The organism is Enterococcus avium, assembly GCF_002891025.1.
Taxonomy (GTDB): domain Bacteria; phylum Bacillota; class Bacilli; order Lactobacillales; family Enterococcaceae; genus Enterococcus_A; species Enterococcus_A avium.
Genome location: NZ_NBSL01000002.1, coordinates 1,207,567 through 1,233,480, shown reverse-complemented (window position 1 = coordinate 1,233,480; position 25,914 = coordinate 1,207,567). Strand labels below are relative to the sequence as shown.

Genomic DNA, 25,914 nt, shown 5'->3' with positions numbered 1-25,914 from the left:
TGTCTACAGTCTTTTCTTTTATAATAGATTTATGAAAACGAATGCAAGGAGTGATAGTTATGATGTCTAAAAACAATACGAACGGTAGAAATCAATTTGCGATGCTCACGATTGATGATTTGGTTCCTCAAGATCATCTCGTTCGAAAGATTGATGCTGCGCTTGATTTTGAATTTATTTATCCAATCGTTGAAGCCACTTACTCCGATCTAGGTCGCCCAAGTATCGATCCAGTGATTCTGATCAAATTGGTGTTTATTCAGTATTTATTCGGTATCCGTTCCATGCGACAAACCATTAAGGAAGTCGATACCAATGTCGCTTACCGCTGGTTTTTAGGCTATTCCTTCGAGGAGAAAATCCCCCACTTCTCAACTTTTGGAAAGAATTATGTCCGCCGATTTAGAGAAACGACGGTGTTTGAGGATATTTTTGCCTATATTTTAGAACAAGCAGTTAAAGCAGGTTTTGTAACAGAGGATAATTTGTATCTTGATTCTACCCACATCAAAGCTAACGCCAATAAACATAAGTTTACGAAAGAAATGACCCACGATGAAGCGAAAGCCTATCAGGATGAATTAGAAGATGAGATCAATCGTCAACGAATAGAGGCCGGAAAACGCCCTTTTACTTTGGACTTAGAAAAGGAAGTGAAGCTGAAAGAAAGAAAAATAAGTAAGGCTGATCCGGAAAGCGGCTACTACGTCAAAGGCGAACGAGAAAAACAATTTGCTTATTCTGCCCATACTTCATGCGACGACAACGGATTTATTCTTAGCACAATCATCACTCCTGGAAATATTCATGACAGTCAAGTCGCCTTTCAGCTCGTCAAACAATCGAAGAGACTTTTTCCTGAAATCAACTGTGTTGTCGCTGATGCTGGGTATAAGACACCTAAGTTTGTTCACTTTTTGACTCATTTGAACCTTCGACCTTGTTTGCCTTATTCAAGGCCTAAAGGGAAAAAGGGGCTATTATCAAAAAACGAGTTTCTCTATGACGAGTATTATGATTGTTACATTTGTCCGCAAGATCAAATGCTCGCTTTTTCAACGGTTACTCGAGAAGGGTACCGAGAATACAAATCCAATCCAAAAGAATGTGTGAACTGTCCTCTGCTAAACCAATGTACCAAAAGTAAAAATCATCAACGAGTCATCACGAGACATGTTTGGGGTGACCTAATGGATGAAGCAGAACATCTTCGCCTAACGGATCTGAATAAATCAATTTACAAAAAACGGAAACAAACGATTGAACGAATATTTGCGGATGCAAAAGAAAAGCATGGGATGCGTTGGACCAAGTATCGAGGCTTGGAAAAAGTCGCGACGCATACGATGCTAGTGTTTGCTGCAATGAATTTAAAGAAATTAGCCACCTGGCTATGGAAAGGCAAGGAGCCTTTATTTTTTTGTTCAAAATTTCGAAAGAAATCAGATAAAAAGACGTCTCAAACTCAAATTACGAGTTCGAGACGTCTTTTGTCTACAGTCTGGAATAACAGGATAAGCCTGTTATTCTTTTTTTCTAAACTGACGAAATAGGTAATAAACATTAATAATAGTGAGAATCGCACCTAGTACAAAAGGAACTATCAGGCGCCCTTGACTGTAACCAAAGTTCTTTTGAAAACTTTCTGAAGACGTCAAAGCAACAACCGTTTGACTGTAGTTATACACCTGATAGCTAAAAGTCGTTAAAAAAACTGCGATCAAAGTTAACGCAAAGCGACGGTAATCACTATTTTTCATTTTTTTGACAAAAAAGAAAATTATGTAAACGACCATCAAAGCCGCTGGAACACCAAAAGCAAAAAGCGGGTTAAGCATTTTTTTACCTCCTTAAAAATCTGATATAATTTTTATTTTGTGTTCATTTTACCACAATTTAGAAAAAATCCCTGATGATTAGAAATTGAAGGAATAAGGATTTTTCGACAATATTCTTTTTTTAGTTAACAGGTTTTCAAATTACTAAATTGCTACTATCAGATTTGTCATCAGCGGTAAAAATGGTAACTATTATAAAATAGAGACTTTTCCTTCGCATTTAGAAAGAAGATATTTTAAACTGAGCTATATGAAGCTGTTGCTCTTATTGCAGCTGAATAGTTATGAACGTAAATCGAACAAAGGAGCTATCTATGAACAGTTACACGTTACCGATTAAAGTGGCGGTGCTTACTTTTCCTTTTTTGGCGATGTTTATCACTGCACCTATCTTAATTTATTATTATCGAAAATATGGAGAACTAGGCAAGCTGAGAAGTCTGATCTTGTATTCGTTTGTTTTTTACTTGTTATGCGCATATTATTTAGTGATCTTGCCGTTACCTGAAGTCAGTACGGTAGCACAGATGACTGGTCCGCGTTATGAACTTCATTTATTTCAATCTTGGCATAATTTCATGAATCAAACGGTACTGCAATTGAATAACCCAAGCACCTATTTGCCAGCAATGAGACAAAGCGTCTTTTTGGAACCTGTGTTTAATATTTTTCTACTTTTCCCATTTGGCGTATATTGTCGTTATTATTTTAAATTTTCATTTTGGAAAACTATTTTGGTAAGCTTCTGCTTATCGCTATTTTTTGAGCTAACACAATTAAGTGGTCTGTATTTTATTTATCCGCGTCCTTATCGATTATTTGATGTTAATGACTTATTCCATAATACATTAGGAGGAATACTGGGCTTTGCTTGTGCGCCACTATTCACTTTCTTTTTACCAACACGAAGTGAACTGGACTCAGAATCATTGGAGAAAGGACGGCAGGTTACAATAATAAGACGTTTTGTCGCACTGGCGATCGATTGGTTTATCATTGGTTTGTTTAGTCCAATAATTAATTATCTATCAAATGTATTACCACCTAAAGCCGGTGAAATCTTAAGTAATACGATGCCGGTGTTCATCATTGAAGTAATCGTTTATTTTATGCTAATCAATTATCTCTTAAACGGTCAAACCATTGGAAAAAAGGTTGTTCGTATTCAAGTTATCGAAGATGGACACAAGCATATTCGTTTGAGCCGACTGATCCTGCGGTATTCTGCGCTTTACTTTCTTTTCTTCGGGCTGCTGCAAATTTTTCAATACACAATGACACATTTAATTTCCGTAAATCACACGCTCTTTATCGCTTATGCGACATTAGGATTGTTAAGTTTAGGAATTTTACTTTTATTTCTATTCAACTTATTGTATGCTCTCATAAGAAGAAAAACCCGCCTATTCCATGATAAAGCGAGTCACACGTATACAATTAGTACGTTAAAGAAAGAGGTATAACATGCGAACTTTTGAATCATTCAATTTCCAGCCGTTTATTCTTGAAGCCATCAAGGATAAGGGTTTTACTGAACCAACAGCGGTTCAAGAAAAATTAATTCCTTTAATTAAAAAAGGGAAAAATGTTGTCGGACAGTCACAAACAGGTTCAGGAAAAACCCATACGTTTTTGCTGCCATTAATGAATAAGATCGACGCCGCTAAAGATGAGGTTCAAATTGTCATCACAGCGCCAAGCCGCGAACTAGCGACGCAAATTTATCAAGCCGCCATTCAAATTGCAAAATTTTCACCAAATGAAATCCGCGTAACCAATTTTGTGGGCGGAACTGACAAGCAACGGCAAATCGACAAATTAGCGACGCATCAACCACATGTCGCTATCGGAACCCCAGGTCGTATCTTAGATATGATGAATGAGCAAGCATTAAAAGTCCATACGGCAGAGTATTTTGTGGTCGACGAAGCGGATATGACTTTGGATATGGGATTTTTAGCTGAAGTCGATCAAATTGCTGGTCGTTTACCGAAGCATTTACAAATGTTGGTCTTCTCAGCAACGATTCCAGAAAAATTACGTCCCTTCCTATTAAAATACATGGAAAATCCTGTGATTGAAGAAATTAAGTCAAAAGCAGTAATTTCCGATACGATCGAAAATTGGCTCATTTCTACTAAAGGACAGGACAAGAATCGTTTGATTTATCAATTATTGACGATTGGTCATCCATATTTAGCGATTGTTTTCGCCAATACGAAACAGCATGTCGATGAGATCAGTGATTATTTGAAATCACAAGGGTTAAAAGTCGCGAAGATTCACGGGGATATTTCACCCCGAGAGCGGAAGCGTGTAATGCGCCAAGTACAAAATCTAGATTATCAATATGTTGTCGCAACAGACTTGGCTGCTCGAGGAATTGACATTGAAGGGGTTTCTCATGTTATTAACGCAGAGATTCCCCAAGATTTGGATTTCTTTATTCATCGTGTGGGCAGAACAGGTCGGAACGGCTTGTCTGGCACGGCGATTACTTTGTATGGTCCAAGCGATGAGAACGATGTTAATTTAATTGAAAATCTCGGCGTGACTTTCCAACCAAAAGAGATCAAAAATGGGGAAATCATCGATACTTATGATCGTAATCGTCGAAAGAAACGCGAAAAATCAAAAGATGAGCTAGATCCAACTCTAATTGGTTTGGTTAAAAAATCAAAGAAAAAAATTAAGCCTGGCTACAAGAAAAAAATTGATCGCGCAATTTCTGAATCGAATAAACAAAAACGTCGTGTAGCTCGTCGTCAAGAAGAACGTGGCGCACGTAAGAATAAAAAGCGTTCAAACTCTTAAAACTTTAGAGAAATGACTATTAAAAGAACTTGTATCTGTTAATCCGATACAAGTTCTTTTTGCATTTTGACACAAGGAATACCGTCTTCTTCAAAGATATCCGAAACAACGCGATAGCCGATTTTCTCGTAGAAAGCCTGCGCACTAAGTTCGGCCGAAAGAACAGACGTCTGACAGCCTTCGAAAAATGCCTGTGACTCAATCCGAGCTAGAAGTTTTGTCCCTAAACCTTGATTGCGATAATCAGGATGGACGCATAGACGGTCAGGATTCAACGTCGATTCATCTAATTTTTGATAGCGTACAGTGGCGATGGGGATTTGCTCATCAAAGAAAACGAGATATTGACGATCCACTGTATCCAATTGATCAAACTCCAATTCGGGCAATATATTTTGTTCCAAAACAAAAACCTGGTAGCGTAAAAAAAAGGCAGCAGCCTGCAATTCTGGTGAAGCTCCAAAAATTTCCTTCATCTTTTTCCTCATTTCTTTGTGATAATGGTATAATTCTAACATATGAGTGTTGGAGGAGGCAGAAAGATTTATGAACTTATTAGATCAATTAGACTGGTCCTATTGGAAGCGACTGAATCCAAAAGAAAAACGTACCTTGTTAAGCCAACTTTTGCTTCATTTTGTCAATCCATTAATGAAGATTTCAGATATTGAATTAAAGGATTTTGATTTGTACGGTATCAAATGTCAGACGTTTCAGTTGCTGATTGATGAAGAGGAATTTGTCTTTATCCCAGGAAATAAAGATGCCATTTTAGGCTGGAACTTAGGAACAAAAGGTCTGTCATTGTTGGAAACCGCACCGAACTCTCCAGAAATAATGATCCCAGAAGAATTACGCGGACAATATAACTTTTTTGATGTTGATTCTTTAGGAGAACTAATAAATGATAAAACAACAAGTTTGCGTAAAGTACAAATCCCGCCAATGTTTGTTCAGCGTCATGCTTTACCAGCGGGAACAAACTATTTGGGAGTTTATGATTCGGTAACTGGGAGTTTTTCAGGAGAAGCAGATCAATTTTCTACCTATGAAGAGGAAATTAAAAATGTCTTGTCACCAAATTTGACGCCGGAAGAAAGCATGACTTGGTCTTTTCCTAAGAACGTATTAAAAGAAGGACGTTGGTATATTGAAATGATCCCTCATTCAGACAGCTACTATGTGTTTAGTCATGAAGAGCATACCTACACCAGTCTACGAAAGAAAATTCGCAAGAAAAATTTTGATTTATTAACAGAAGATCAGTGGGAATACGTTAATGGTGCAGGCAGCCGCCGTCTATTTCGGTGGGGCAATGATCTAAATGTCACTGATCCTTATCGCGGCAAGAACGTTCGGAAGATGATGGAACAAGAGAATATGTTCGGCCTATTCTTTGATACCTCAATGGAACGCTTTGAAATTACCGAAGATCCCGGTGTATTAAAACTGACGAATAAGAAGAATCCTGTTGGAATTCCAATTGTTGATTTCCTGCCGCTATCTAGTTATTACAGCAATACGACAACAATGATGCATGAGGAGATTCTCTCACCAAGTAATTATTTGTATCGTAAAGCAATTCTAATCAAGATCTAGTTTGACTTTTGACAAACTTTTTTCTATACTCTTAAAAGGATAAGGTTTATTATTTTCGCCTCCACAGAAAGTGCACGATTGCTGAAAGCTGCACGTTGCGTGTAATGAATTGCTCCCGACATTTTTTGATTGAAAAATCAACGCTGCTCAGCGTTAACGAGCTGAAGAGGTAATGATCAAACTATCATTGCAATCAAGGTGGTACCGCGAGTTTTCGTCCTTGACTGCAGTGGTAGTTTTTATTTTTTGAGAAAAGAGGAGAACAGATGAAAAAATTATCAAGCGCACAGGTGCGCCAAATGTTTTTAGATTTCTTTAAAACCAAGAATCATATGATTGAACCGAGTGCTTCATTAGTGCCGGTGAACGATCCTACCTTGCTATGGATCAACTCAGGGGTTGCTACGATGAAGAAATACTTTGACGGCAGTGTCGTACCAGAAAATCCACGAATTGCCAATGCACAAAAGTCTATTCGTACAAATGATATTGAAAATGTAGGTAAAACTGCGCGTCATCATACGATGTTTGAAATGCTAGGAAATTTTTCGATCGGTGATTATTTCAAAGTGGAAGCCATTGAATGGGCTTGGGAATTCTTAACTTCACCTGACTGGATCGGCTTTGATCCAGATAAATTGTATGTAACGGTTTATCCTGAAGATAAAGAAGCAAAACGGATCTGGTTAGAAGAAGTCGGAATTCCAGCAGATCACGTGGTTGAAATTGAAGACAACTTCTGGGATTTGGGCGCTGGTCCAAGCGGTCCCGACTCAGAAATTTTCTATGACCGCGGCGAAGCCTTCAACGATTTAGCTGAAGATGATCCAGAAAACTATCCTGGCGGCGAAAATGAACGCTATCTAGAAATTTGGAATCTGGTATTCTCAGAATTTAACCATACGCCACAGGATACTTATGAACCATTGCCTCATCAAAATATTGATACAGGGATGGGACTTGAACGAATGGTTTCCATCATCCAAGATGCCCCTACCAACTTCGAAACTGATTTATTCTTACCAATCATTGGTAAAGTAGAGGAGTTAAGCGACAAAAAATATGGTGCGGATAAGCAATTGGATATTTCTTTCAAGGTCATCGCGGATCATATCCGTTCTTTAGCCTTTGCGATTGGTGACGGCGCGTTGCCTTCAAATGAAGGCCGAGGCTATGTTTTGCGTCGTTTATTACGTCGTGCGGTCATGCACGGTAAGAAATTAGGTATTGATCAAGCGTTCTTGTACAAGCTGGTTCCTGTTGTCGGCGAAATCATGGTGAGCTATTATCCAGAAGTGAAGCAACAGGAGGCTTTCATTGAAAAAGTCGTTCGGACAGAAGAAGAACGTTTCCATGAAACCATCAATGACGGTTTATCGATGCTGAATGATGTGTTAGCTGAATTAAAAGCGAAAAATGAAACCACGTTAGATGGAAAAGTTATTTTCAAATTGTACGATACGTTTGGTTTCCCTGTAGAATTAACGGAAGAAGTCGCAGAAGATGAAGGCTTGAAGGTCGATCATGAAGGCTTTGAAGTAGAAATGCAGGCGCAAAAAGAACGTGCCCGGGCTGCTCGTACAACAGAAAAATCAATGGGCGTTCAAACGGCTTTATTGGGTGATATCAAAGTAGCCAGCACATTTGTCGGCTATGACCATTTGGAAAGTGAAAGTGAATTGCTTGTTATCCTGAAAGATGATGCCATCGTTGATATGGTTGGAGAAGGTGAAGCGCGTTTGATTTTTGCGGAAACACCATTTTATGCTGAAATGGGCGGACAAATCGCCGATAAAGGAATCATTGTTGATAGCGAAGGTAAAATTATCGCTAATGTTACCGATGTCCAAAAGGCACCAAATGGCCAAGCTTTGCACACGGTTGAAGTCCTTGGATCACTAAAAGAAGGCGAAAAATACTTTTTGCAAGTCAATGCCGCTTACCGCAATAAGATCATCAAAAATCATACAGCGACTCATGTTCTTCACAAAGCCTTGAAGGAAGTGCTAGGCGATCATGCGAACCAAGCCGGTTCATTAGTGACGGACAAACATTTACGTTTTGACTTTACGCATTTTGGTCAAGTAACTGCGGTTGAACTAAAAGAAATGGAAAAAATCGTCAACCAAAAAATCTGGGAAGCTATTCCTGTGGTAACAATCGAAACCGATATTGACACAGCGAAAAATATGGGCGCAATGGCCTTGTTCGGTGAAAAATACGGCCATAACGTACGTGTAGTAAACATTGGCGACTGGTCGATCGAGCTATGCGGAGGTACGCATGTAGCGAATACAGAAGATATTGGCTTATTCAAGATTGTCTCTGAATCAGGTATCGGTGCCGGCGTACGTCGGATCGAAGCGTTGACCGGCAAAGAAGCCTATGAAGCTTTCCGTGATGAAGAGGAACAATTAATGCAAGTGGCACAAATCGTGAAATCACCACAAATCAAAGAAATTGTTAGCAAAACCGAGCAATTGCAACAGCAATTACGTGAGCTGCAAAAAGAAAATGAACAACTAGCGACAAAACTAGCGAACCAACAAGCAGGCGACGTCTTCAAGGATGTCAAAGAAATCAACGGTACGACCGTGATTACTGCTCAGGTTAACGTAAAAGATATGAATCAATTGCGTCAACTAGCGGATCAATGGAAGCAAAAAGCTTTGTCTGATGTGTTGGTTCTTGGAACCGTTCATGGGGAGAAAGTGAATCTGCTAGCAGCCATGAGTCCAGCAGCCAATGAAAAAGGCTTGAAGGCTGGCGATCTGATCAAAGCGATTGCGCCAAAAGTCGGCGGCGGCGGCGGTGGACGTCCAGACATGGCTCAAGCCGGTGGGAAAAATCCAGCAGGTCTAGCTGATGCATTAGCAGAAGTGGCCAACTGGTTAGCATAATTTCCAATTAAAGGACAGCATCTTTGTGACGCTGTCCTTTTTTTATGAGAATATGACTATTCCATAGCGACTTTCTTTTATTACTAAGGCGGTTTAGGTATAATTCAAATGAGAGAATTATTTTTCTGAAAAGAGGGGACCATTTGGGAATTATTGAGCAAATTATTTTATTTATTTTTATTGTCAACTTAGTGGGGGCAATCATTACTGTTTTTCGTAAACCGCGGAATATCACAACAATTTGGGCTTGGCTTTTGACCTTGATCTTTTTGCCAGTCATCGGATTTTTAATTTATGCCTTTTGCGGTCGTGGTATTGACGGCGAAACCATGTATCTTTTCGAGCAAGATGACGAGGCTCGAGTTAAAGAGATTAATGAAATTATCCAGCAAGACAATCGTCATGTCGACCACAACGAACCAGATCAATTGTATCCAGCAGCAACAGCCATGGTGAAATATTTTAAAAATTTGGATGAATCACCGTTGGCAATCCGTAACGAGTTAGAATTTTTCCTAGATGGAACGGCGAAATTTGAACGCTTATTTGAGGATTTGCGTAATGCGCAAAGTACGATTCACGTCGAATATTACGCCTTCTTTAATGACCGCATCGGTAATCGCTTCATGCGGATTTTGGAGGAAAAGGCAGCTCAAGGCGTGGAAGTGCGAATGATCTATGATCCGTGGGGGGCACCGAAAACAAATAAAAGCTTTTTTTCAACCTTGATTAAAAATGGCGGCAAGGTGGCGCCTTTTATTACCTCAAGAAACATTTTGGCTAAGACACGCTTAAATTATCATTTGCATCGAAAAATTGTTGTGGTAGATGGTCAGATTAGTTGGACAGGCGGTTTTAATGTCGGAGATCAGTATCTCGGGGAATCTAAACGCTTTGGAAGATGGCGCGATACCCATGGTCGGATCGAGGGAACGGCCAGTTTCACGTTGCAGGAAATTTTTATTCGCGATTGGAATGCTTCTGTCACGAACAAAGCCGATCGGATGAGTTATTTACCAGAATATTTTGTTTTACCGCAAAAGCAGATTGAAAAAGGTGTACCAATGCAAATCGTGGCCGATGGCCCTGATTCCAGCGAACAGATTATTAAAGACGGCTTTGTTCGCATGATCTTAGCAGCTGAAAAAAGTGTCTGGATTCAAAGTCCGTATCTTGTACCAGATGAGACCATGATTTCTGCTATCTTAATTGCAGTACGATCAGGAATTGATGTAAGAATCATGATTCCAAATATGCCAGACCATCCATTTATTTACCGAGCTACTCAATATTATGCTAATTTTTTCCATCAACGAGGGGTAAAAATTTACCATTACGCAGACGGCTTTTTACATTCCAAAACGATTGTCGTTGATGATGAGCTGGCTAGTTTCGGCTCAACCAATCAAGATATCCGCAGCTATGAGTTAAACTTCGAGGTCAGCAGCTTCATCTATGATCCAGCGATTGCACAGCTATTCCGAACTATCTTTGAAGAGGATATGAAGGAATGTATTCTGTTAACAGATGAAATAATCGCCAATCAATCTCACTGGTTGAATTTCAAACAGCGCTTCTCACGTTTATTATCACCTGTTTTATAGTTATTTTCGCAAACCTTGGCGGGCAAGATTGTCCGCCCCTTTATTTTTTGCTTCTGGAATCCATTGTAGAACCAGCAGGGGAAATTGCGGTGCTAATTCATTAAACTCTGATAAATATGGCTGAAAGAGCTTGTTTTTTGTTTGTCCTTGGTCTAAAATTTTTATTGCAGTTTTACTATCGGAATAAAGTAAAATCGTTTGATCGTTCAGCTTTTGGTCGATCAAATAGGTTAGTGCATGGAGAATCACTGCTAATTCTGCTTGATGATTGTTGGTTTCAGGCAGTGAGATTGCAAGCTGTTCTTGCTTTTCAGAAATAATAAGAATGCCGCCGCCGCTCTTTTGAGTATTCGTAGCCGCATCAGTATAAACTTTTAACATAATGATCATCCTTTTTTAGAAGAGTAGGAGTATATGAATGAAGACAAAACGCTATTTTTGGCAACCAGAGCTGTCAATCAGCATTATTTATTGGTCGTTGACCTTTATTGTTCTTTTTTATGGTTTGATTCTGACCTTAGAGAAAACACGGCCTTATTTACAGGGGAATATTGTGATCGGCATCGCCATTTTATTTGCTGTTGTCGGCCTTCATCGCTATTTGAACATTGACGAAACCGGTATAAGAGTCCGATACGCAAGAGTTTGGCGCCGTGAGACTCTTTTACGGGAGCATATCGATTATTTAACACCGTGTAAAGACGGGGTGATTATCCAGCGAAAAGGACTTAGCGGAGCAGCTTTCCATTTTGCTATGCGTAAAAAAAGAAAAGAAGCCTTTATAAAAGACTTTATAACGTTTTATCCAGAAATTGAAATCAGAGAAATAAACGAAAAGATCAGTCATGACTGATCTTTTCGTTTATTTCTTTTTTACATGAGCTGCTTGCATCCCGCGAGCACCCTCCACAATTACAAAATCAACCTCGTCACCCGGATCCAAGCTTTTGAATCCATCTTCCTCAATCGCGGTGAAGTGAACAAAAACTTCTTGATTTTCATCATAGGCAATAAAACCGTACCCTTTTTTTTCATCAAACCATTTAACAATGCCACTATTCATTACGCAACACCCCTTTGCAATTGCTGGTTTTATTATACGTGAAGGAAACAAAAATTGCGAATCAATACGTTTGATAATTCTAAGTGGTGTTTTTCTTTAAAAAATTCGTTATAATAAAAAGGAACGAATAAAAAAGTGTATTTTTCTGAATAACGTTCGGGAAAGGGAGTTTTTATGAAAACTGATATCGAAATATCTCAAGCGACGACTTTAGCACCAATTACGGAGGTCGCAGAAAAAATCAACTTATCTTTTGATGATTTGGAATTGCATGGCAAATACAAAGCAAAAATTGAGTTTGATGCTTTAGAACGGATGAAAGAAAATCCAGAAGGCAAATTGATTCTTGTCACATCAATCAATCCAACGCCGGCAGGGGAAGGAAAATCAACTGTTACGATTGGATTAGGCGATGCTTTAAATAAAATAGGCAAGAAGACTGTGATCGCTCTTCGTGAGCCTTCTTTAGGACCAGTGATGGGTATCAAAGGCGGCGCAACTGGTGGAGGCTATGCACAGGTCTTACCTATGGAAGATATTAATCTGCACTTTACTGGCGATATGCACGCGATCACAACGGCAAATAATGCGTTATCAGCTTTACTGGATAATCATATCCATCAAGGAAATCAATTAAACATCGATGCCCGGCGCGTGATTTGGAAACGGGTTGTTGATCTGAATGACCGTGAGTTGCGCCATATCACTGTTGGCTTGGGCGGTCCGATCAATGGAGTTCCCCGCGAAGACGGCTTTGATATTACTGTCGCCAGCGAAATTATGGCAATTTTATGTTTAGCAACAGATATTGAAGACTTGAAGCAGCGCTTATCAAATATCGTTGTTGCCTACACCTTTGATCGTGAGCCCGTAACAGTCGGCGATTTGAAGGTGGAAGGAGCACTAGCGCTTGTTCTTAAAGACGCAATCAAACCTAATTTGGTTCAAACCATTTATCAAACACCTGCGTTTGTGCATGGCGGACCATTTGCGAATATCGCTCATGGCTGTAATAGTATTTTAGCAACTCGAGCTGCTCTGCACTGCGGTGATTATGTGGTCACAGAAGCGGGCTTTGGTGCGGATCTTGGCGGGGAAAAATTCTTGGATATTAAAGTTCCTAGTTTAGGAAAAGCTCCCGACGCTGTAGTGATCGTTGCAACTATCAGAGCACTGAAGATGCATGGCGGAATGGCTAAAGCTGATTTAAGTATGGAAAATCTTGATGCATTGAAAAACGGCTTCAGCAATTTAGCCAAGCATATTCGTAATATGCGCAAATATGGATTACCAGTAGTTGTTGCTATCAACGAATTTATCAGTGACACTGACAAGGAAATTACACTATTAAAAGAGCTTTGCGAACAAGAAGATGTGAAGGTCGAGTTGGCTAGCGTCTGGGAGAAAGGACCTGACGGCGGCATCGATTTAGCAAAGACAGTTGTTGAGACGATTGCAAATGAAGAAAATCATTTCCATTCAATCTTTACCAGAGAACATGATGACTTAACTGAAAAAGTTGAAACGATCGTTCGCGAGATTTATGGCGGGAATGAAGTTATCTATAGTAAAAAAGCACAGCAGCAATTGGCCAGCTTCAAGAAATACGGCTGGGATCGTTTGCCTATTTGCATGGCGAAGACACAGTATTCATTATCAGACGACCCAAGTAAATTAGGGGCTCCAATTGATTTTGATGTGACGATCCGCGAATTTGTACCGAAGATTGGCGCAGGATTTGTCGTAGCGCTGACTGGTGACGTCATGACGATGCCGGGATTACCTAAAAAGCCTGCTGCTTTAAATATGGATGTTGATGAAAAGGGCAATGCTATCGGCTTGTTCTAGCATGAAAAATGGAGCAAACACTCGTGAAAGCGGGAGTTTGCTCCATTTTTGTATATTCAAAAGCAGATTTTGCATATTTTTACTAAAATACGCAAAATAATTTATAAAAAACCATTGACTTGTATAAATACTACACGTATAATCGTCAGAAATAGCAGATTTCTAATCGTATTATTATTCAATTCCAAGAATATCAGCTCCGCTTTTCGCGGTTTAAATAGTGAACAAAAAATCAGGCGCACCAAAAGTTCACCAAGCTAATGGAATAATATACGGCTTGAACATCAGAAGAAAAAGGAGGGATTAATTTGAAAGTTTCGATTATCGGAGTGACAGGCTACAGTGGGATCGAGCTGGTCCGAATACTATTGCAGCATCCTAACGTGGAGATTAGTTCTATTCACAGTCATTCGCAAAATGGCAAAGATATTGATGAGTATTTGCCGCATTTAAATCGATTGTTGAACCTTCCTCTGGAACCAATTGATTCCACAAAAATCATGGAGCAGTCAGATTTAGTTTTTTTCGCTACACCGTCAGGTATTTCTAAAGAGATCGCCACAACTTTTGTAGAGGCAGATTTTCCAGTTATTGACCTTTCAGGTGATTTTCGATTAAAAACAGATGGGCAATACGAAAAATGGTATAAAAATTCAAGTGCACCCTTTGAAATATTACAAAACGCTCATTACGGGTTAGCTGATTTTTATGCAGAACCTACGTCAAAATTAATCGCTAATCCTGGATGCTATGCTACGGGAACACTTTTATCTTTGGCACCGCTGGTTCAGCAAGAAATTATCGAATGCGATTCAATTATCGTTGATGCAAAATCTGGTTTATCAGGCGCAGGCAAGAATTTATCGGAGTCTAGTCATTTTGTTAACAGCAATGAAAATATGACGTTGTATAAAATGAACAGCCACCAGCATATTCCAGAAATCATGCAGCAATTAAAAAAATGGAACGAAAGTATTCCAGCAATCCAATTTTCGACTTCCCTAATTCCAGTGACTCGCGGTATTTTCATTACAACCTATGCTCGCAGCAAGGAAAAACTGACACAAGAAAAGGTTTTAAATTTATTTCAAACCTTCTATCAAGAAAAACCATTTGTCCGAGTTCAAGATCAAGATGTTTACCCAAACTTACATCAGATCGTCGGTTCGAATTTCTGTGATATTGGAGTAGCTTACAATGAAGTGACCAATATCGTTACTGTTGTTACAGTTTTGGATAATTTAGTAAAGGGCGCAGCTGGTCAAGCCGTTCATAATCTAAATCATCTAGCAGGTTGGCCAGAAACTACTGGACTAAACCTAGTACCAATTTATCCATAAAAAATGCCGGAGTGTGAAGAATATGCAAATCATAGATGGAACGATTGCCAGTCCCAAAGGCTTTTATGCCACTGGCCTACATGCAGGATTAAAAAAAGAGAAGAAAGATCTAGGAGTCATTTATTCAGAAGTTCCTGCCAATGCTGCGGCAGTATATACGACAAATCAAGTAAAGGCAGCACCGATTTTTGTTACAAAAGAGGCAATGAAGGATACCACCATTCAGGCAGTGGTAGTCAACTCAGGTATCGCCAATGCCTGCACCGGAAAACTAGGATTGGAAAATGCAAAAGAGATGCAGGCGATAACAGGGGCACATTTGAATATCCCGCAAGAAAGCGTGGCTGTTGCTTCAACCGGTGTGATTGGTAAACAACTGCCAATGGAAATCATCGAAGCAGGAATCAGCAATATCGATCTGGAAAAGCCAGAACCCTATGCTTTTCATGAAGCCATTTTAACAACTGACACAGCGACAAAGGAAATCGTCATTACTGAAGAAATCAATGGTCAGCAGGTAACAATGGCGGGTGTAGCCAAAGGATCAGGGATGATTCATCCTAATATGGCGACGATGCTGGCATTCATTACAACCGATGCTCAAATTTCAGAAGAGTTGCTGCAGGAAATTTTAGCAGATAAAACTGAAACGACCTTCAATCAGATCACTGTAGACGGGGATACATCCACCAACGATATGGTGTTAGTCTTAGCCAATGGCTTGGCAGAAAATCCAGTGATCGAAAAAAATTCCAAAGCATTTGAACAATTCGTGGCAATGTTTCAGCTAGTTAGTGAAACGTTAGCAAAGAAGATTGCCAAAGACGGCGAAGGAGCCACTAAATTGATCGAAGCACAAGTGGTCGGAGCGCTCAACGGAAGTGAAGCCCGTTTAGTCGCTAAAAAAGTCGTCGGCTCCAGTTTAGTAAAAACCGCAATGTTTGGAGAAGATCCTAATTGGGGACGAATCATTTGCGCAGTCGGCTATGCCGGTTCACACACTGATCCCGAAAAAATCGATATGTGGATCGGTGATCAGCAACTGTTGAAAAACAGCCAGCCGCAAGAATTTGACGAAACCATCATGAAACAGACTTTAGAAAAAGAAAAAATCAATATTACCGTTGATCTGAATATCGGAGAGCAAAGCGGGCAGGCTTGGGGTTGTGATTTGACCTATAAATACGTTGAAGTGAACGCATTGTACCACACATAAAAATATCAGATCGACAGTTCAAGTTCTCAGTTCCTCCAAGACAAAAAGCAAGAAATTTTGAGGAATGATATATGGCATGGGAAACGACTTATTTTTCTGGTGGAAAAATAAATTCATATAAGGAGCGAAAAGCATGGGTAAAATAGTTGTAAAAATCGGTGGGGTAGCCAGTGATAATTTAACAAATAATTTTTTTGAGCAAATTGAATCATGGCAGGCTCACGGACATGAAATCATTATTGTTCACGGCGGGGGATACTACATCACGGAAATGATGGAGCGATTAAATATCCCTGTAATGATCAATGAAGGGTTACGTGTCACAACAGAGCAAGCATTAAAGGTTACTCAAATGGTTCTGATGGGTCAGGTGCAGCCGACGATTACAACGTTATTCCAACAGCAAGGTTTTGGAACGATTGGTCTTAATGCCTCTAGCGATAATATGATTCAAGGAACGTTTATTGATCAAGAAAAATTAGGTTACGTTGGTGAGATTACCGAGATTAATCCTGCAGCCATTGAGGGGGTTTTGCATAAGAATTACATTCCGATTATCGCTCCTTTAGGAATGACAGCAAACGGCCAATGGCTTAATATCAATGCGGATGATACTGCGTGTAAAATCGCTGAAGCCCTTGAAGCAGATGCATTGTATTTGTTGACAGATGTACCAGGAGTGAAGCAAGACGAACAATGGCTTGACAAACTATCAATCCATGAAGTTGAGCAATTGAAAGCGGAGAAAGTGATTACTGGGGGCATGATCCCTAAACTAAATAGTGCTGTCGATGCGTTAGAAAATGGTGTTTCAGAAGTTCATATTACCAATTGTATCGAATGTGCAGGTACTGTAATCGTAAAGGAGGGGGTCTTTGCATGAGTCATTTGTTTCCAAATTATGCAAGAGACACGATTGATCTGATTAAGGGTTCAGGAAGCTATGTGTATGATCAAGAGGGAAACAGCTATCTGGATTTTATGAGCGGAATCGCTGTCACAAATTTAGGTCATAACAATCCAAAAGTGATGCAGGCATTGGCTGAGCAAGCAGATAAAATTTGGCACAGCTCGAACTTGTATACCAATCATCTGCAAGAGCAGGTAGCTGAAAAATTGACCAAGGAAAAGGATTATTTAGCTTTCTTTTGTAATAGCGGAACTGAGGCCAATGAAGCGGCGATTAAATTAGCTAGAAAGGCCACTGGGCGTTCGAAAATTCTTAGCTTTGAGCAATCATTCCACGGACGGACTTACGGGGCTTTGAGTGCAACGGGACAGCCTGCGCTGCAAGCAGGCTTTTTCCCAATCGTCGAAGGATTTGACTATCTTCCTTATAATGAACTAGCTCCATTGAAGGAAAAATTAAATGAAAACGTGGCCGCAGTCATGTTGGAAGTTATCCAAGGAGAAGGCGGAATCATACCAGCGAATAAAGAATGGCTTCAGTCAGTCGCAAAACTATGTAAAGAAAATGGCAGTTTATTGATCATTGATGAAATTCAAACCGGTATGGGAAGAACAGGAACCTTCTATGCGTTTGAGGCTTATCAGATCGAACCAGATATCATTACGATCGCCAAGGCTTTGGCTAACGGCATCCCAGTGGGTGCGATGCTAGGAAAGGTCGAATTAGCTGAAGCTTTTGGCCCTGGTTCTCACGGTACGACCTTTGGCGGGAACAATCTGGCGATGAGGGTGGCCGATACTGTAGTTAGTGAGATTAATCAGCCAGAATTTTTAGCAGAAGTTGCAGTTAAGGGCCAGTATTTATTGGATGAACTGATCAAATTGAGTGAAAAATCTGAAAAAGTTCTTGATGTTCGAGGAAAAGGCTTGATGGTGGGGATCGAGTTAAATTCGCCAGAAACGCTGCAGCAGACAATTCAAGAGTTGAAGGTACAAAATCTTTTAGCAATCAAAGCTGGTAAAAACGTGCTTAGACTACTGCCCCCTTTGACCATCAGCCAAGAAGAATTGACAAAAGGCTTGGAAATTATTAACTCTGTATTACTAAAATAGGTCGATATTAACTCAATATCCATAAAAAATCCTTAGCATTTTATTCGATGCTGAGGATTTTTTGCGTGATTTGATAGAATAACCCAACATCTTCAACAAAGATAGAATTTATCATCGTTATTTTAATATCCAATAAACTTTGTTTTAACACCGAATTGTTTTGTGATGATCATTATGTTTAAAAAATAATAAACATTTAGGAATGTAAACGGTTAAAAAAAGAGCTATCTTTTAAGCGTGAGATAAACACGAACGATTCTTAACTAAGAAAATAATTGTACTCGCTTCTCTTTTAGCAACGGCGGTGCACAGCTATTGAGGAAGAGCAGCCAATACTTGACTATAGATAATCTAAAGAGAGACTAACTATATAGAGTCAAGTAAAAATTAGCCAAATCAAAAAATATTTTATAACAGATAATTCCGAAAAAAGGGTACAACAAATAAGCTTCTTACCATTAGTTTTTTTGAATGTTCAATAGCTAATCAGAAACAATTATATAAGGCTCGTTTTTAGTCAAAATAGCATGAATCACGTAACAAAGCTTACGAGAAACCGCACCTAAGGCAGTTAGATGATGTTTTCCTTCGGAAACTTTTTTCTGGTAAAACGCACTAAAAACAGGATCACATTGAGAAGCTACTAAAGCCGCCGAAAACAAGGCTTTTCGCAAATATGGAGACCCTCGTTTACTCATAACATTATGCGTTGCCTCATATTGCCCTGATTGTGTCACGGAAGCGTCTATCCCAGCGTAAGCAACGAGTTTTTTCGGGTTAGAAAATTTTTGAATATCTCCGATCTCACCAAGAATAGTCGCACCGTTTATAGGACCAATTCCAGGAATTGTGAGAATAACAGAATTTAAAGTGTCCATTATGTGCTTGATTTCTCTTTCCGTTTCCTTTATTTGGCTTTCAATGAATTTTAATTGTTCAATCATTGAACGTAGTTGGAAGGTGAACGCTTCTTGAGCAAATTTTACTCCAAAGGAGTTAGAAGCTGCTTGCTTCAATTGGTCCGCTTTTTCTGCCTTGATTCGGTTCCTGCTTAACTCAGCTAAGTATTGGGCCAAAGTTTCTGAGGAAATGTTTTCTAAGTCGATCGGGGCACTAAACGCCAGCAATAACTCTTTAGAAGCTTTTCCGAAAACGCCCTGCTTGGTAAAAATCGTCGCGTATTCTGGAAAGACTTGATCCAATACGGCTATAATTTTTCTTTTGAAGTCGCTCGCTGTACCTACTAAATAAGTTCGGTAACGAGAAAGTTGTTTCAAAGAAAAAACATTTTCATCGGATAAGACCGTTTCGACAAATGAGCCATAGCGCATTAAGTCAGCAATCAAAACAGAATCAATAATATCGTTTTTTCGTTTCCGTATTTCTGTACCTTTACGCCATCCGTCTGTTTGAAGGGGATTCACAACGTGAATCAAATAATCTGATTCGTGAAGGTATGAAAAGATGGACAGCCAATAGTGCCCCGTGGCTTCCATCCCTATAACAAAGTCACTGGGTGCTCCGGAATAGTCGACCATTCGCTCAATTAATGACTCTGCTCCTTCAGTGGTGTTAGGAAATGAAAAACCTTTTAGTAATACCTTTCCTTCCTCGTTCATGATAGAAGCAACGTGAGTGCGTTTACCGATATCAATGCCTAAAAAGTACATGTATATCTGACCTTTCAAAAAAAGAATTTTGGATTGAAATCCACTCAACTGAAAAGCGTCACTACCTTGTACGAGATACGGAGTAAAGTAAGGACTTTCAACATCTAACTCATACGCAATCCACTTATCAGAGAGAGGAGCCAGTCTCTCGAGTGCGGGTTCAATGACCCAAGGGGGGAACGGCTTAGCCTCTCAATCCAATAAATATATTATCTCAAAAGAAATGAGTTAATACCAAATTAAAATAACGATGGTTCATAGGGTTATCCAATCAAAACCGGAAGGTTAAAACCCTAACTCTAATATACAAGGAGGATGTTTATGAAGAAGCATCTATTAAACAAAAATCAGCTTTTTTCACTGAAGCGAAAGACGTTAGAAAAGCGCATCAGAAAATACTATTTTGAAACTGGCGATGCAAAAGATACTTTGGAATTTTTACTTGTACTGCAAGTACGAGAAGAATTAACCAATGACGATTTTTCTTTTATGATGGTGGATATCGTCAAACATATCTTCATGAAAACTAAAAATACGCGTTTATTGCGCCGTTTGTCTATTTTTTTCGAAGATTACTTTGATAAAAAAGAATGGAAAGTGTTATCACGAAGATTATTTACGGTAAAACATTTCATTGCCGATAAGCTAGAAAAACTATATACCCATTTTGCCAAAATGCCTTTGGAAAGCTTGGTCGGTTCATGAAGCTGATTTTTTCAGGATAAATAGAAAAGGGGTGGAGAGTATAGGCAAAACGAGAATAAGATTACAAGTTAAATATGAAAAAAGCAACGGAAACTATCATCGATTTAGTATCAAAGACGTCAATCGTGACTTGCCAGCAGAAAAAATCAAATCCTCTTTGGGAAAACTAGCAATCGTTGATCTATTTGACCAAGACGGTGTGGGACTCTTCAAAAAAGCGGTTGAAGCAAAATTTGTCGAAACCACTGAGTCAAAAATCTTTGATAACCGAAACGATGAAGATACGCTTCAAGAAAAAAGTGCGGCGTCCGAAAAACAATTGATTCGAATTCCAGAGGATCTGATCATTACAGAAGAAAGACCAGAACCAGATATTTTGATCCAAAAAATTGGACTGCCTAAGGGAATTGATCTTCAAGAATTGAATGATCAACAGACGACTTCGGTCCTAATTGCTTGCATGCACGTCAATGCTGAGCTGAAGGATGTTTGGCTTGAAGACAATCAAATTACATTGATTGAGAGATTGAAAAGCTAACCAATCATTTTAAAGAAAATACAAAAACAGCATTTATAAAACTTTTGTTTGCTTTATCAGAAATCCAACGTTGGTATAAAGCGGACATTCAACAATAATAGACTTAGTTGGCGTAAGAAAAAAATCAAAATTTTTAAACCTGCTGAAATAGCGGGTTATTTGACGAGTCCGATTTTTCACAGTTTTATTAACTTCGCTGAGAGTCAGCTGCGTAACGTTCAGCGAACCAAGTAAATTTCACTTACCTTTATTCCTCAAACACTTCTCTAAATGTTCACTTCTAATTTTCCTCACACCTGAGACTTTCCATCACGCTTTTTTTCACTTATACTGGAGCTATCGAATTTTACCTGAATTAGAATCAAAAAAATTTTTTCAGAAATCGTTTGAAAAATCTAGTTAGGTGATTTAAAAGAAAAAATTTCATTAGTAAGAAATAAGGAGCAGTCGAATGGGAGAACGGGCGGATATTTTTTTGAGTACCTTTAATCGGATTGAAAAGGAACTAAAGCGACAATTAGGCAATCCGGTGAATATGAGCTTTAGTGAAGCGGTGAGACGCTTATCAAAACGGCGAGATAACTTAATTGGCGACAGTGAGAATGATTTGCTGCAGCTGGCACAATTGCGCAATGCGATTGTGCATGATCAAGTGGCGGATGATTTTGTTATTGCTGAGCCGAATGATTGGGCAGTTACACGCATTAAACAAATCGAGGAAAGCTTATTGCGTCCAGAAAAGGTGTTGCCAAGGTTTGGTAAAAAAGTCACTGGATTTGAACGAAATCTGCCATTGGTAGAAATCATGAAAATCATCACGGAAAAACGTTTTTCCCAGTTTCCGGTTTATGACTCTGGAAAGTTTATGGGCTTGATTACTTTGAGAACCATTGGGTTTTATTTTGCTCAAGCTAGTCTATCTGGTTCTGTTAGTCTTAAGGGACGTATAGCTGAAGATTTACTGTTAGGAAACGGCAAGCGCACGAATTTCAAATTTGTTTCAGCTGATACAAAAGTTTCTGAGGTAGAAAAAATGTTTCAGACAGAAGCCATTTTAGAAGCGATCTTGATTACCAAAGATGGACATTCGGATGGCAACCTGTTGGGCATCATTCGACCGCGAGATATTTATAGTCAAGAAGGGGAGCAATAAGCTTGTTAGTCATTTATTTATTATTAAGTGCAGGAATCATCGCGCTCGACCAATGGTTCAAATGGTGGATCGTCAATCAGTATAATTTTGGTGAAAGTCAAACGATCCTTCCAAATATTTTGTCACTAACCCATATTCGCAATACCGGAGGCGCGTTTAGTCTCTTTGAAGGACAGCAAATCTTTTTTATTGTTATCACGATTGTTGCAGTAGTTGCGGTGATTTATTATCTAGTCAAACATTTACAGGAGAGTAAATGGCTGACCTTAGGCTTGAGCTTCTTTTTAGCTGGGGCCATCGGTAATTTCATCGATCGTTTCCGTTTAGGTTATGTCGTGGATATGTTCCGTTTGGATTTCATTAATTTTCCAATTTTTAATATCGCTGACATGGCTTTAGTGATAGGTGTCATTATGATTTTTATTTATATTCTATTAGATGAGAGAGACAAGAAAAATGACTAATCAAATTGAAGTAATGATAAAAGAAGAAACCGGGCGGATCGATAAGGTCTTGAATGACCGCCTGGCTGATTATTCTCGTTCACAGATTCAACAATGGATCAAGGAACAACATGTTTCCATTGAAGGCAAAGTCATCAAGGCAAATTACAAAGTAAATGCTGGAGATAAAATCCTGATCGAGATTCCTGAACCCGAAGAATTGGATCTTATTCCCGAAAATTTAGATTTGGATATTGTCTATGAGGATGACGATGTCGTGGTGGTAAATAAACCTCAAGGCATGGTGGTTCATCCATCTGCGGGCCATCCCAAAGGTACGCTAGTGAATGGATTATTGTATCAAATCAAAAGCCTATCAACGATCAATGATGTGATTCGCCCAGGGATCGTCCACCGTATCGATAAGGATACTTCTGGTTTATTGATGGTGGCGAAAAATGACCGCTCCCATGAAGCATTAGCGAAACAGCTGAAAGATAAAACCTCTTTAAGAAAATATGTGGCGCTAGTTCACGGAGAGATTCCTCACGAAAAGGGACGAATCGAAGCACCAATTGGTCGTTCAAAGGTTAATCGAAAAATGCAGGCCGTGATCGAAGACGGCAAACCGGCTGTGACTCACTTTGAAGTATTGAAACGTTACGAAGGCTTCACGTTAATTGAATTACAGCTAGAAACGGGACGTACCCATCAAATTAGAGTGCACATGCAATACATCGGTTATCCAGTCGCTGGCGATCCTTTGTATGGGCCAAAGAAAACCTTGAAGGGCAATGGACAATTTTTGCATGCGAAATTATTGGGCTTTGAACATCCAACAACCGGTGAGATGATGGTCTTTGAAGCACCGCTGCCAGAAATTTTCAAAAAAACTTTGAAACAGTTAAAAGAAAATGATTGATTTCTTAAATCAGGAATAGTATAGTGTCTGTAGTAAGAAATAAATAACTAAATAGTAATCCTTTAAGAGTAGTCCCGTGAGGCTAAGAAGGAAGTAGATAGTGGTTTGGTCTAGGTGCGCCTAGGTGAACACTATCATTTTGACGAAGTCGATAACATTCCTCCTACCTAACTACGGGTAGGAGTTTTTTTTGCGAAAAATAAAGGCATTTAAACGAATAAGGATGTCAGTTCAACTTTTCGCAGTTTACTTTAGGAAGAGAAACTAGTTCCAAAAGCTGAGCCGATCATCCGCGTGAACACTCTAGTTGAATGATATACGGCATTTGAATCGAACTAATTTTTCCCTGAAAAATTAATTCATTAAAACAAATAAGGAGGAGACAGGATGTATAAAAAAGAGGTAGTAGATGAGGTAACAATGAAACGAGCGTTGACTCGGATTACTTACGAGATCATCGAACGAAATAAGGGGGTTCAGGATATCGTCTTGATCGGGATTAAAACCCGCGGGATTTTTATCGCACAAAGAATCGCAGAACGCCTTAAGCAATTGGAGCACATCGATGTTCCGGTTGGGGAGTTGGATATTACATTGTATCGGGACGATGTGAATGTAGCGGAAGCTGAACCGGAATTACATTCATCAGATATTCCTTTTTCAATTGAGGGCAAAGAAGTGATCTTGGTCGACGATGTCTTGTTCACCGGCAGAACAATTCGTGCAGCTCTAGATGCTGTCATCGACTTAGGTCGTCCAAACCGTATCTCTCTGGCAGTCTTAGTTGACCGCGGCCATCGCGAATTGCCAATCCGCGCGGATTATGTTGGGAAAAATATCCCAACAGCCTTGACGGAGGAAATTGTCGTTGAAATGGAAGAAAACGACGGGCAGGACCGCATCTTAATTCAAAAAGAAGACTAATCAGACAAATATTTAGACACTAGAAAGAGGAAATCCAATGCAAGAGTTTCACAATGATGACGTTGTTTTAGATATTCACGACCGCCCAAGTGCAGGCCACTGGGTCGGATTAAGTATTCAACATTTATTCACCATGTTCGGTGCGACCGTCTTGGTACCAATCTTAGTCGGAATCAATCCAAGTATCGCTCTAGTAAGTTCGGGGTTAGGAACCTTGGTTTACTTAACGGTAACCAAAGGAAAAATCCCCGCTTACTTAGGTAGTAGCTTCGCCTTTATCGCGGCGATGAAATTATTAATGAAAAGTGACGGCTATCCAGCAGTTGCCCAAGGGGCTTTGACCTGCGGTTTGGTTTATCTGATCGTTTCCTTCATTATTAAAAAAATCGGCTCTGGCTGGCTGGATAAAATCTTACCGCCGATTGTCGTTGGACCAGTGGTAATGGTTATTGGCTTAGGCCTAGCCAGCAACGCCGCACAAAATGCCATGTATAACAACGGCGAATACAGCTTCAAATATGTGTTAGTTGCTTTGATTACTTTAGCCTTAACAATTTTCTTCAATATGTTCTTCACCGGATTTTTAGGATTGATTCCCATTCTGTTAGGAATCGTTGGCGGCTACATTACAGCAATGATCTTCGGCATCATCGACTATCAACCGATCATCGATGCAAAATGGTTGGCGATGCCAGCGTTCAGTGTGCCATTCGCCACTTATCAGCCAAAACTGTACGTTAACGCGATTACAACAATGGTGCCAATAGCTTTTGTCACCATGACTGAACACATCGGCCACTTGATGGTATTAAATAAATTAACGAAACGCAATTTCTTCGAAGATCCTGGTTTGGATCGCACCTTGATGGGGGATGGTTTAGCGCAAATCGTCGCAGGCCTAGTAGGCGGACCTCCGGTAACCAGTTACGGAGAAAACATCGGCGTACTGGCAATCACCCGCGTACACAGTGTGTTCGTTATCGGCGGTGCCGCGATCTTCGCAGTCTTACTAGGATTTGTCGGCAAACTCAGCGCCTTGATCTTAAGTATCCCAGGGCCGGTAATCTCAGGCATCAGCTTCATCTTGTTCGGAGTCATCGCAGCCAGCGGATTGAAAATTTTAATTGAAAATAAAATTGATTTTGATAAGAAAAAGAATCTATTGATTGCTTCAACTATCCTAGTCATTGGAATTGGCGGATTGGTCTTTGAAGCAGGCACCTTCACGTTATCTGCTATGGCTTTAGCCACAGTCTTAGGAATTATCTTGAACTTAATCCTGCCGGAGCAGGCACGTAGCGAGAAATAGACAGCC

General features: G+C 39.6%; 24 protein-coding genes. 19 read left to right on the top strand and 5 right to left on the bottom strand.

All coding sequences use genetic code 11. The features are described from left to right. Positions 1 to 59: 59 nt before the first annotated feature. A complete protein-coding gene (locus tag AUF14_RS06335; RefSeq protein ID WP_456151919.1) occupies positions 60 to 1,553 on the top strand; it encodes an IS1182 family transposase in 1,494 nt (497 codons plus the stop codon). On the opposite strand, the gene AUF14_RS06330 is transcribed toward AUF14_RS06335, so the two are convergent. Then, on the bottom strand, positions 1,524 to 1,838 hold the full coding sequence (locus AUF14_RS06330) for a hypothetical protein (RefSeq protein WP_049222010.1): 315 nt from the start codon (positions 1,836 to 1,838) through the stop codon (positions 1,524 to 1,526). The genes AUF14_RS06335 and AUF14_RS06330 overlap by 30 nt on opposite strands. Positions 1,839 to 2,152: 314 nt before the next feature. Here AUF14_RS06330 and AUF14_RS06325 point away from each other — a divergent pair, with 314 nt between their 5' ends. Both AUF14_RS06325 and AUF14_RS06320 read left to right on the top strand, forming a co-directional pair. Then, positions 2,153 to 3,301 (top strand): VanZ family protein, encoded by a 1,149-nt coding sequence (locus AUF14_RS06325; RefSeq protein ID WP_048720688.1) that lies wholly within the window; start codon positions 2,153 to 2,155, stop codon positions 3,299 to 3,301. Position 3,302: 1 nt separating this feature from the next. Continuing rightward, a complete protein-coding gene (locus AUF14_RS06320; RefSeq protein ID WP_016180187.1) occupies positions 3,303 to 4,652 on the top strand; it encodes a DEAD/DEAH box helicase in 1,350 nt (449 codons plus the stop codon). Positions 4,653 to 4,690: 38 nt separating this feature from the next. On the opposite strand, the gene AUF14_RS06315 is transcribed toward AUF14_RS06320, so the two are convergent. Beyond that, positions 4,691 to 5,128 carry a GNAT family N-acetyltransferase gene (locus AUF14_RS06315; protein ID WP_016180188.1) on the bottom strand — a complete coding sequence of 146 codons (438 nt, stop codon included), beginning with the start codon at positions 5,126 to 5,128 and terminating at the stop codon, positions 4,691 to 4,693. A gap of 70 nt (positions 5,129 to 5,198) precedes the next feature. Between AUF14_RS06315 and AUF14_RS06310 the strand changes: the two genes are divergently transcribed. From AUF14_RS06310 to cls, 3 genes are all read left to right on the top strand, one after another. After that, entirely contained in the window at positions 5,199 to 6,251 is a 1,053-nt protein-coding gene (locus AUF14_RS06310; protein ID WP_016180189.1) for a DUF7278 family profilin-like fold-containing protein, read from the top strand. Positions 6,252 to 6,517: 266 nt separating this feature from the next. Further along, positions 6,518 to 9,151 (top strand): alanine--tRNA ligase, encoded by a 2,634-nt coding sequence (gene alaS, locus AUF14_RS06305; protein ID WP_102865953.1) that lies wholly within the window; start codon positions 6,518 to 6,520, stop codon positions 9,149 to 9,151. A 143-nt stretch (positions 9,152 to 9,294) separates the two neighbouring features. Then, entirely contained in the window at positions 9,295 to 10,755 is a 1,461-nt protein-coding gene (cls, locus tag AUF14_RS06300; RefSeq protein WP_049222014.1) for a cardiolipin synthase, read from the top strand. Here cls and AUF14_RS06295 read toward each other — a convergent pair whose 3' ends face one another. Beyond that, the gene (locus tag AUF14_RS06295) at positions 10,756 to 11,136 is read right to left on the bottom strand and encodes a ribonuclease HI family protein (protein ID WP_049222016.1); all 381 of its coding nucleotides are present in this window, start codon (positions 11,134 to 11,136) and stop codon (positions 10,756 to 10,758) included. 37 nt (positions 11,137 to 11,173) lie between these two features. Between AUF14_RS06295 and AUF14_RS06290 the strand changes: the two genes are divergently transcribed. Next, positions 11,174 to 11,608, top strand: a complete 435-nt coding sequence (locus AUF14_RS06290) for an EbsA family protein (protein ID WP_049222018.1) — start codon at positions 11,174 to 11,176, stop codon at positions 11,606 to 11,608. Positions 11,609 to 11,617: 9 nt separating this feature from the next. Here the strand turns inward: AUF14_RS06290 and AUF14_RS06285 are convergent, their stop codons facing one another. Then, the gene (locus AUF14_RS06285; protein WP_016180194.1) at positions 11,618 to 11,818 is read right to left on the bottom strand and encodes a cold-shock protein; all 201 of its coding nucleotides are present in this window, start codon (positions 11,816 to 11,818) and stop codon (positions 11,618 to 11,620) included. Positions 11,819 to 11,992: 174 nt separating this feature from the next. Here AUF14_RS06285 and AUF14_RS06280 point away from each other — a divergent pair, with 174 nt between their 5' ends. The 5 genes from AUF14_RS06280 (at position 11,993) to AUF14_RS06260 (ending at position 18,244) form a co-directional block, all read left to right on the top strand. After that, on the top strand, positions 11,993 to 13,666 hold the full coding sequence (locus AUF14_RS06280; RefSeq protein ID WP_049222019.1) for a formate--tetrahydrofolate ligase: 1,674 nt from the start codon (positions 11,993 to 11,995) through the stop codon (positions 13,664 to 13,666). Positions 13,667 to 13,974: 308 nt separating this feature from the next. Continuing rightward, positions 13,975 to 15,006, top strand: coding sequence for an N-acetyl-gamma-glutamyl-phosphate reductase (argC, locus tag AUF14_RS06275; RefSeq protein WP_049222021.1), 1,032 nt, complete (start codon positions 13,975 to 13,977; stop codon positions 15,004 to 15,006). Positions 15,007 to 15,028: 22 nt separating this feature from the next. Then, a complete protein-coding gene (argJ, locus tag AUF14_RS06270; protein ID WP_049222024.1) occupies positions 15,029 to 16,222 on the top strand; it encodes a bifunctional ornithine acetyltransferase/N-acetylglutamate synthase in 1,194 nt (397 codons plus the stop codon). 133 nt (positions 16,223 to 16,355) lie between these two features. Next, complete coding sequence (argB, locus tag AUF14_RS06265) at positions 16,356 to 17,105, top strand: acetylglutamate kinase (protein WP_049222025.1); 750 nt, start codon at positions 16,356 to 16,358, stop codon at positions 17,103 to 17,105. Next, positions 17,102 to 18,244 carry an acetylornithine transaminase gene (locus AUF14_RS06260; protein ID WP_049222027.1) on the top strand — a complete coding sequence of 381 codons (1,143 nt, stop codon included), beginning with the start codon at positions 17,102 to 17,104 and terminating at the stop codon, positions 18,242 to 18,244. The genes argB and AUF14_RS06260 overlap by 4 nt, the downstream gene beginning before the upstream one ends. A 482-nt stretch (positions 18,245 to 18,726) precedes the next feature. Here AUF14_RS06260 and AUF14_RS06255 read toward each other — a convergent pair whose 3' ends face one another. After that, positions 18,727 to 19,914 carry an IS110 family RNA-guided transposase gene (locus AUF14_RS06255; RefSeq protein WP_002297293.1) on the bottom strand — a complete coding sequence of 396 codons (1,188 nt, stop codon included), beginning with the start codon at positions 19,912 to 19,914 and terminating at the stop codon, positions 18,727 to 18,729. 321 nt (positions 19,915 to 20,235) lie between these two features. Here AUF14_RS06255 and AUF14_RS06250 point away from each other — a divergent pair, with 321 nt between their 5' ends. From AUF14_RS06250 to AUF14_RS06220, 7 genes are all read left to right on the top strand, one after another. Beyond that, entirely contained in the window at positions 20,236 to 20,619 is a 384-nt protein-coding gene (locus AUF14_RS06250; RefSeq protein ID WP_016180200.1) for a hypothetical protein, read from the top strand. Positions 20,620 to 20,650: 31 nt separating this feature from the next. Beyond that, the gene (locus AUF14_RS06245) at positions 20,651 to 21,157 is read left to right on the top strand and encodes a DUF2922 family protein (RefSeq protein ID WP_049219110.1); all 507 of its coding nucleotides are present in this window, start codon (positions 20,651 to 20,653) and stop codon (positions 21,155 to 21,157) included. Between the two features lie 451 nt (positions 21,158 to 21,608). Continuing rightward, positions 21,609 to 22,310 carry a CBS domain-containing protein gene (locus AUF14_RS06240; RefSeq protein ID WP_016180202.1) on the top strand — a complete coding sequence of 234 codons (702 nt, stop codon included), beginning with the start codon at positions 21,609 to 21,611 and terminating at the stop codon, positions 22,308 to 22,310. Between the two features lie 2 nt (positions 22,311 to 22,312). Then, the gene (gene lspA / locus AUF14_RS06235) at positions 22,313 to 22,774 is read left to right on the top strand and encodes a signal peptidase II (protein ID WP_049219112.1); all 462 of its coding nucleotides are present in this window, start codon (positions 22,313 to 22,315) and stop codon (positions 22,772 to 22,774) included. Then, on the top strand, positions 22,767 to 23,675 hold the full coding sequence (locus AUF14_RS06230) for an RluA family pseudouridine synthase (RefSeq protein WP_049219114.1): 909 nt from the start codon (positions 22,767 to 22,769) through the stop codon (positions 23,673 to 23,675). The genes lspA and AUF14_RS06230 overlap by 8 nt, the downstream gene beginning before the upstream one ends. 387 nt (positions 23,676 to 24,062) lie before the next feature. Next, a complete protein-coding gene (gene pyrR / locus AUF14_RS06225) occupies positions 24,063 to 24,599 on the top strand; it encodes a bifunctional pyr operon transcriptional regulator/uracil phosphoribosyltransferase PyrR (protein WP_016180205.1) in 537 nt (178 codons plus the stop codon). Positions 24,600 to 24,636: 37 nt separating this feature from the next. Further along, complete coding sequence (locus AUF14_RS06220) at positions 24,637 to 25,908, top strand: solute carrier family 23 protein (RefSeq protein ID WP_102865952.1); 1,272 nt, start codon at positions 24,637 to 24,639, stop codon at positions 25,906 to 25,908. Positions 25,909 to 25,914: the final 6 nt, after the last annotated feature.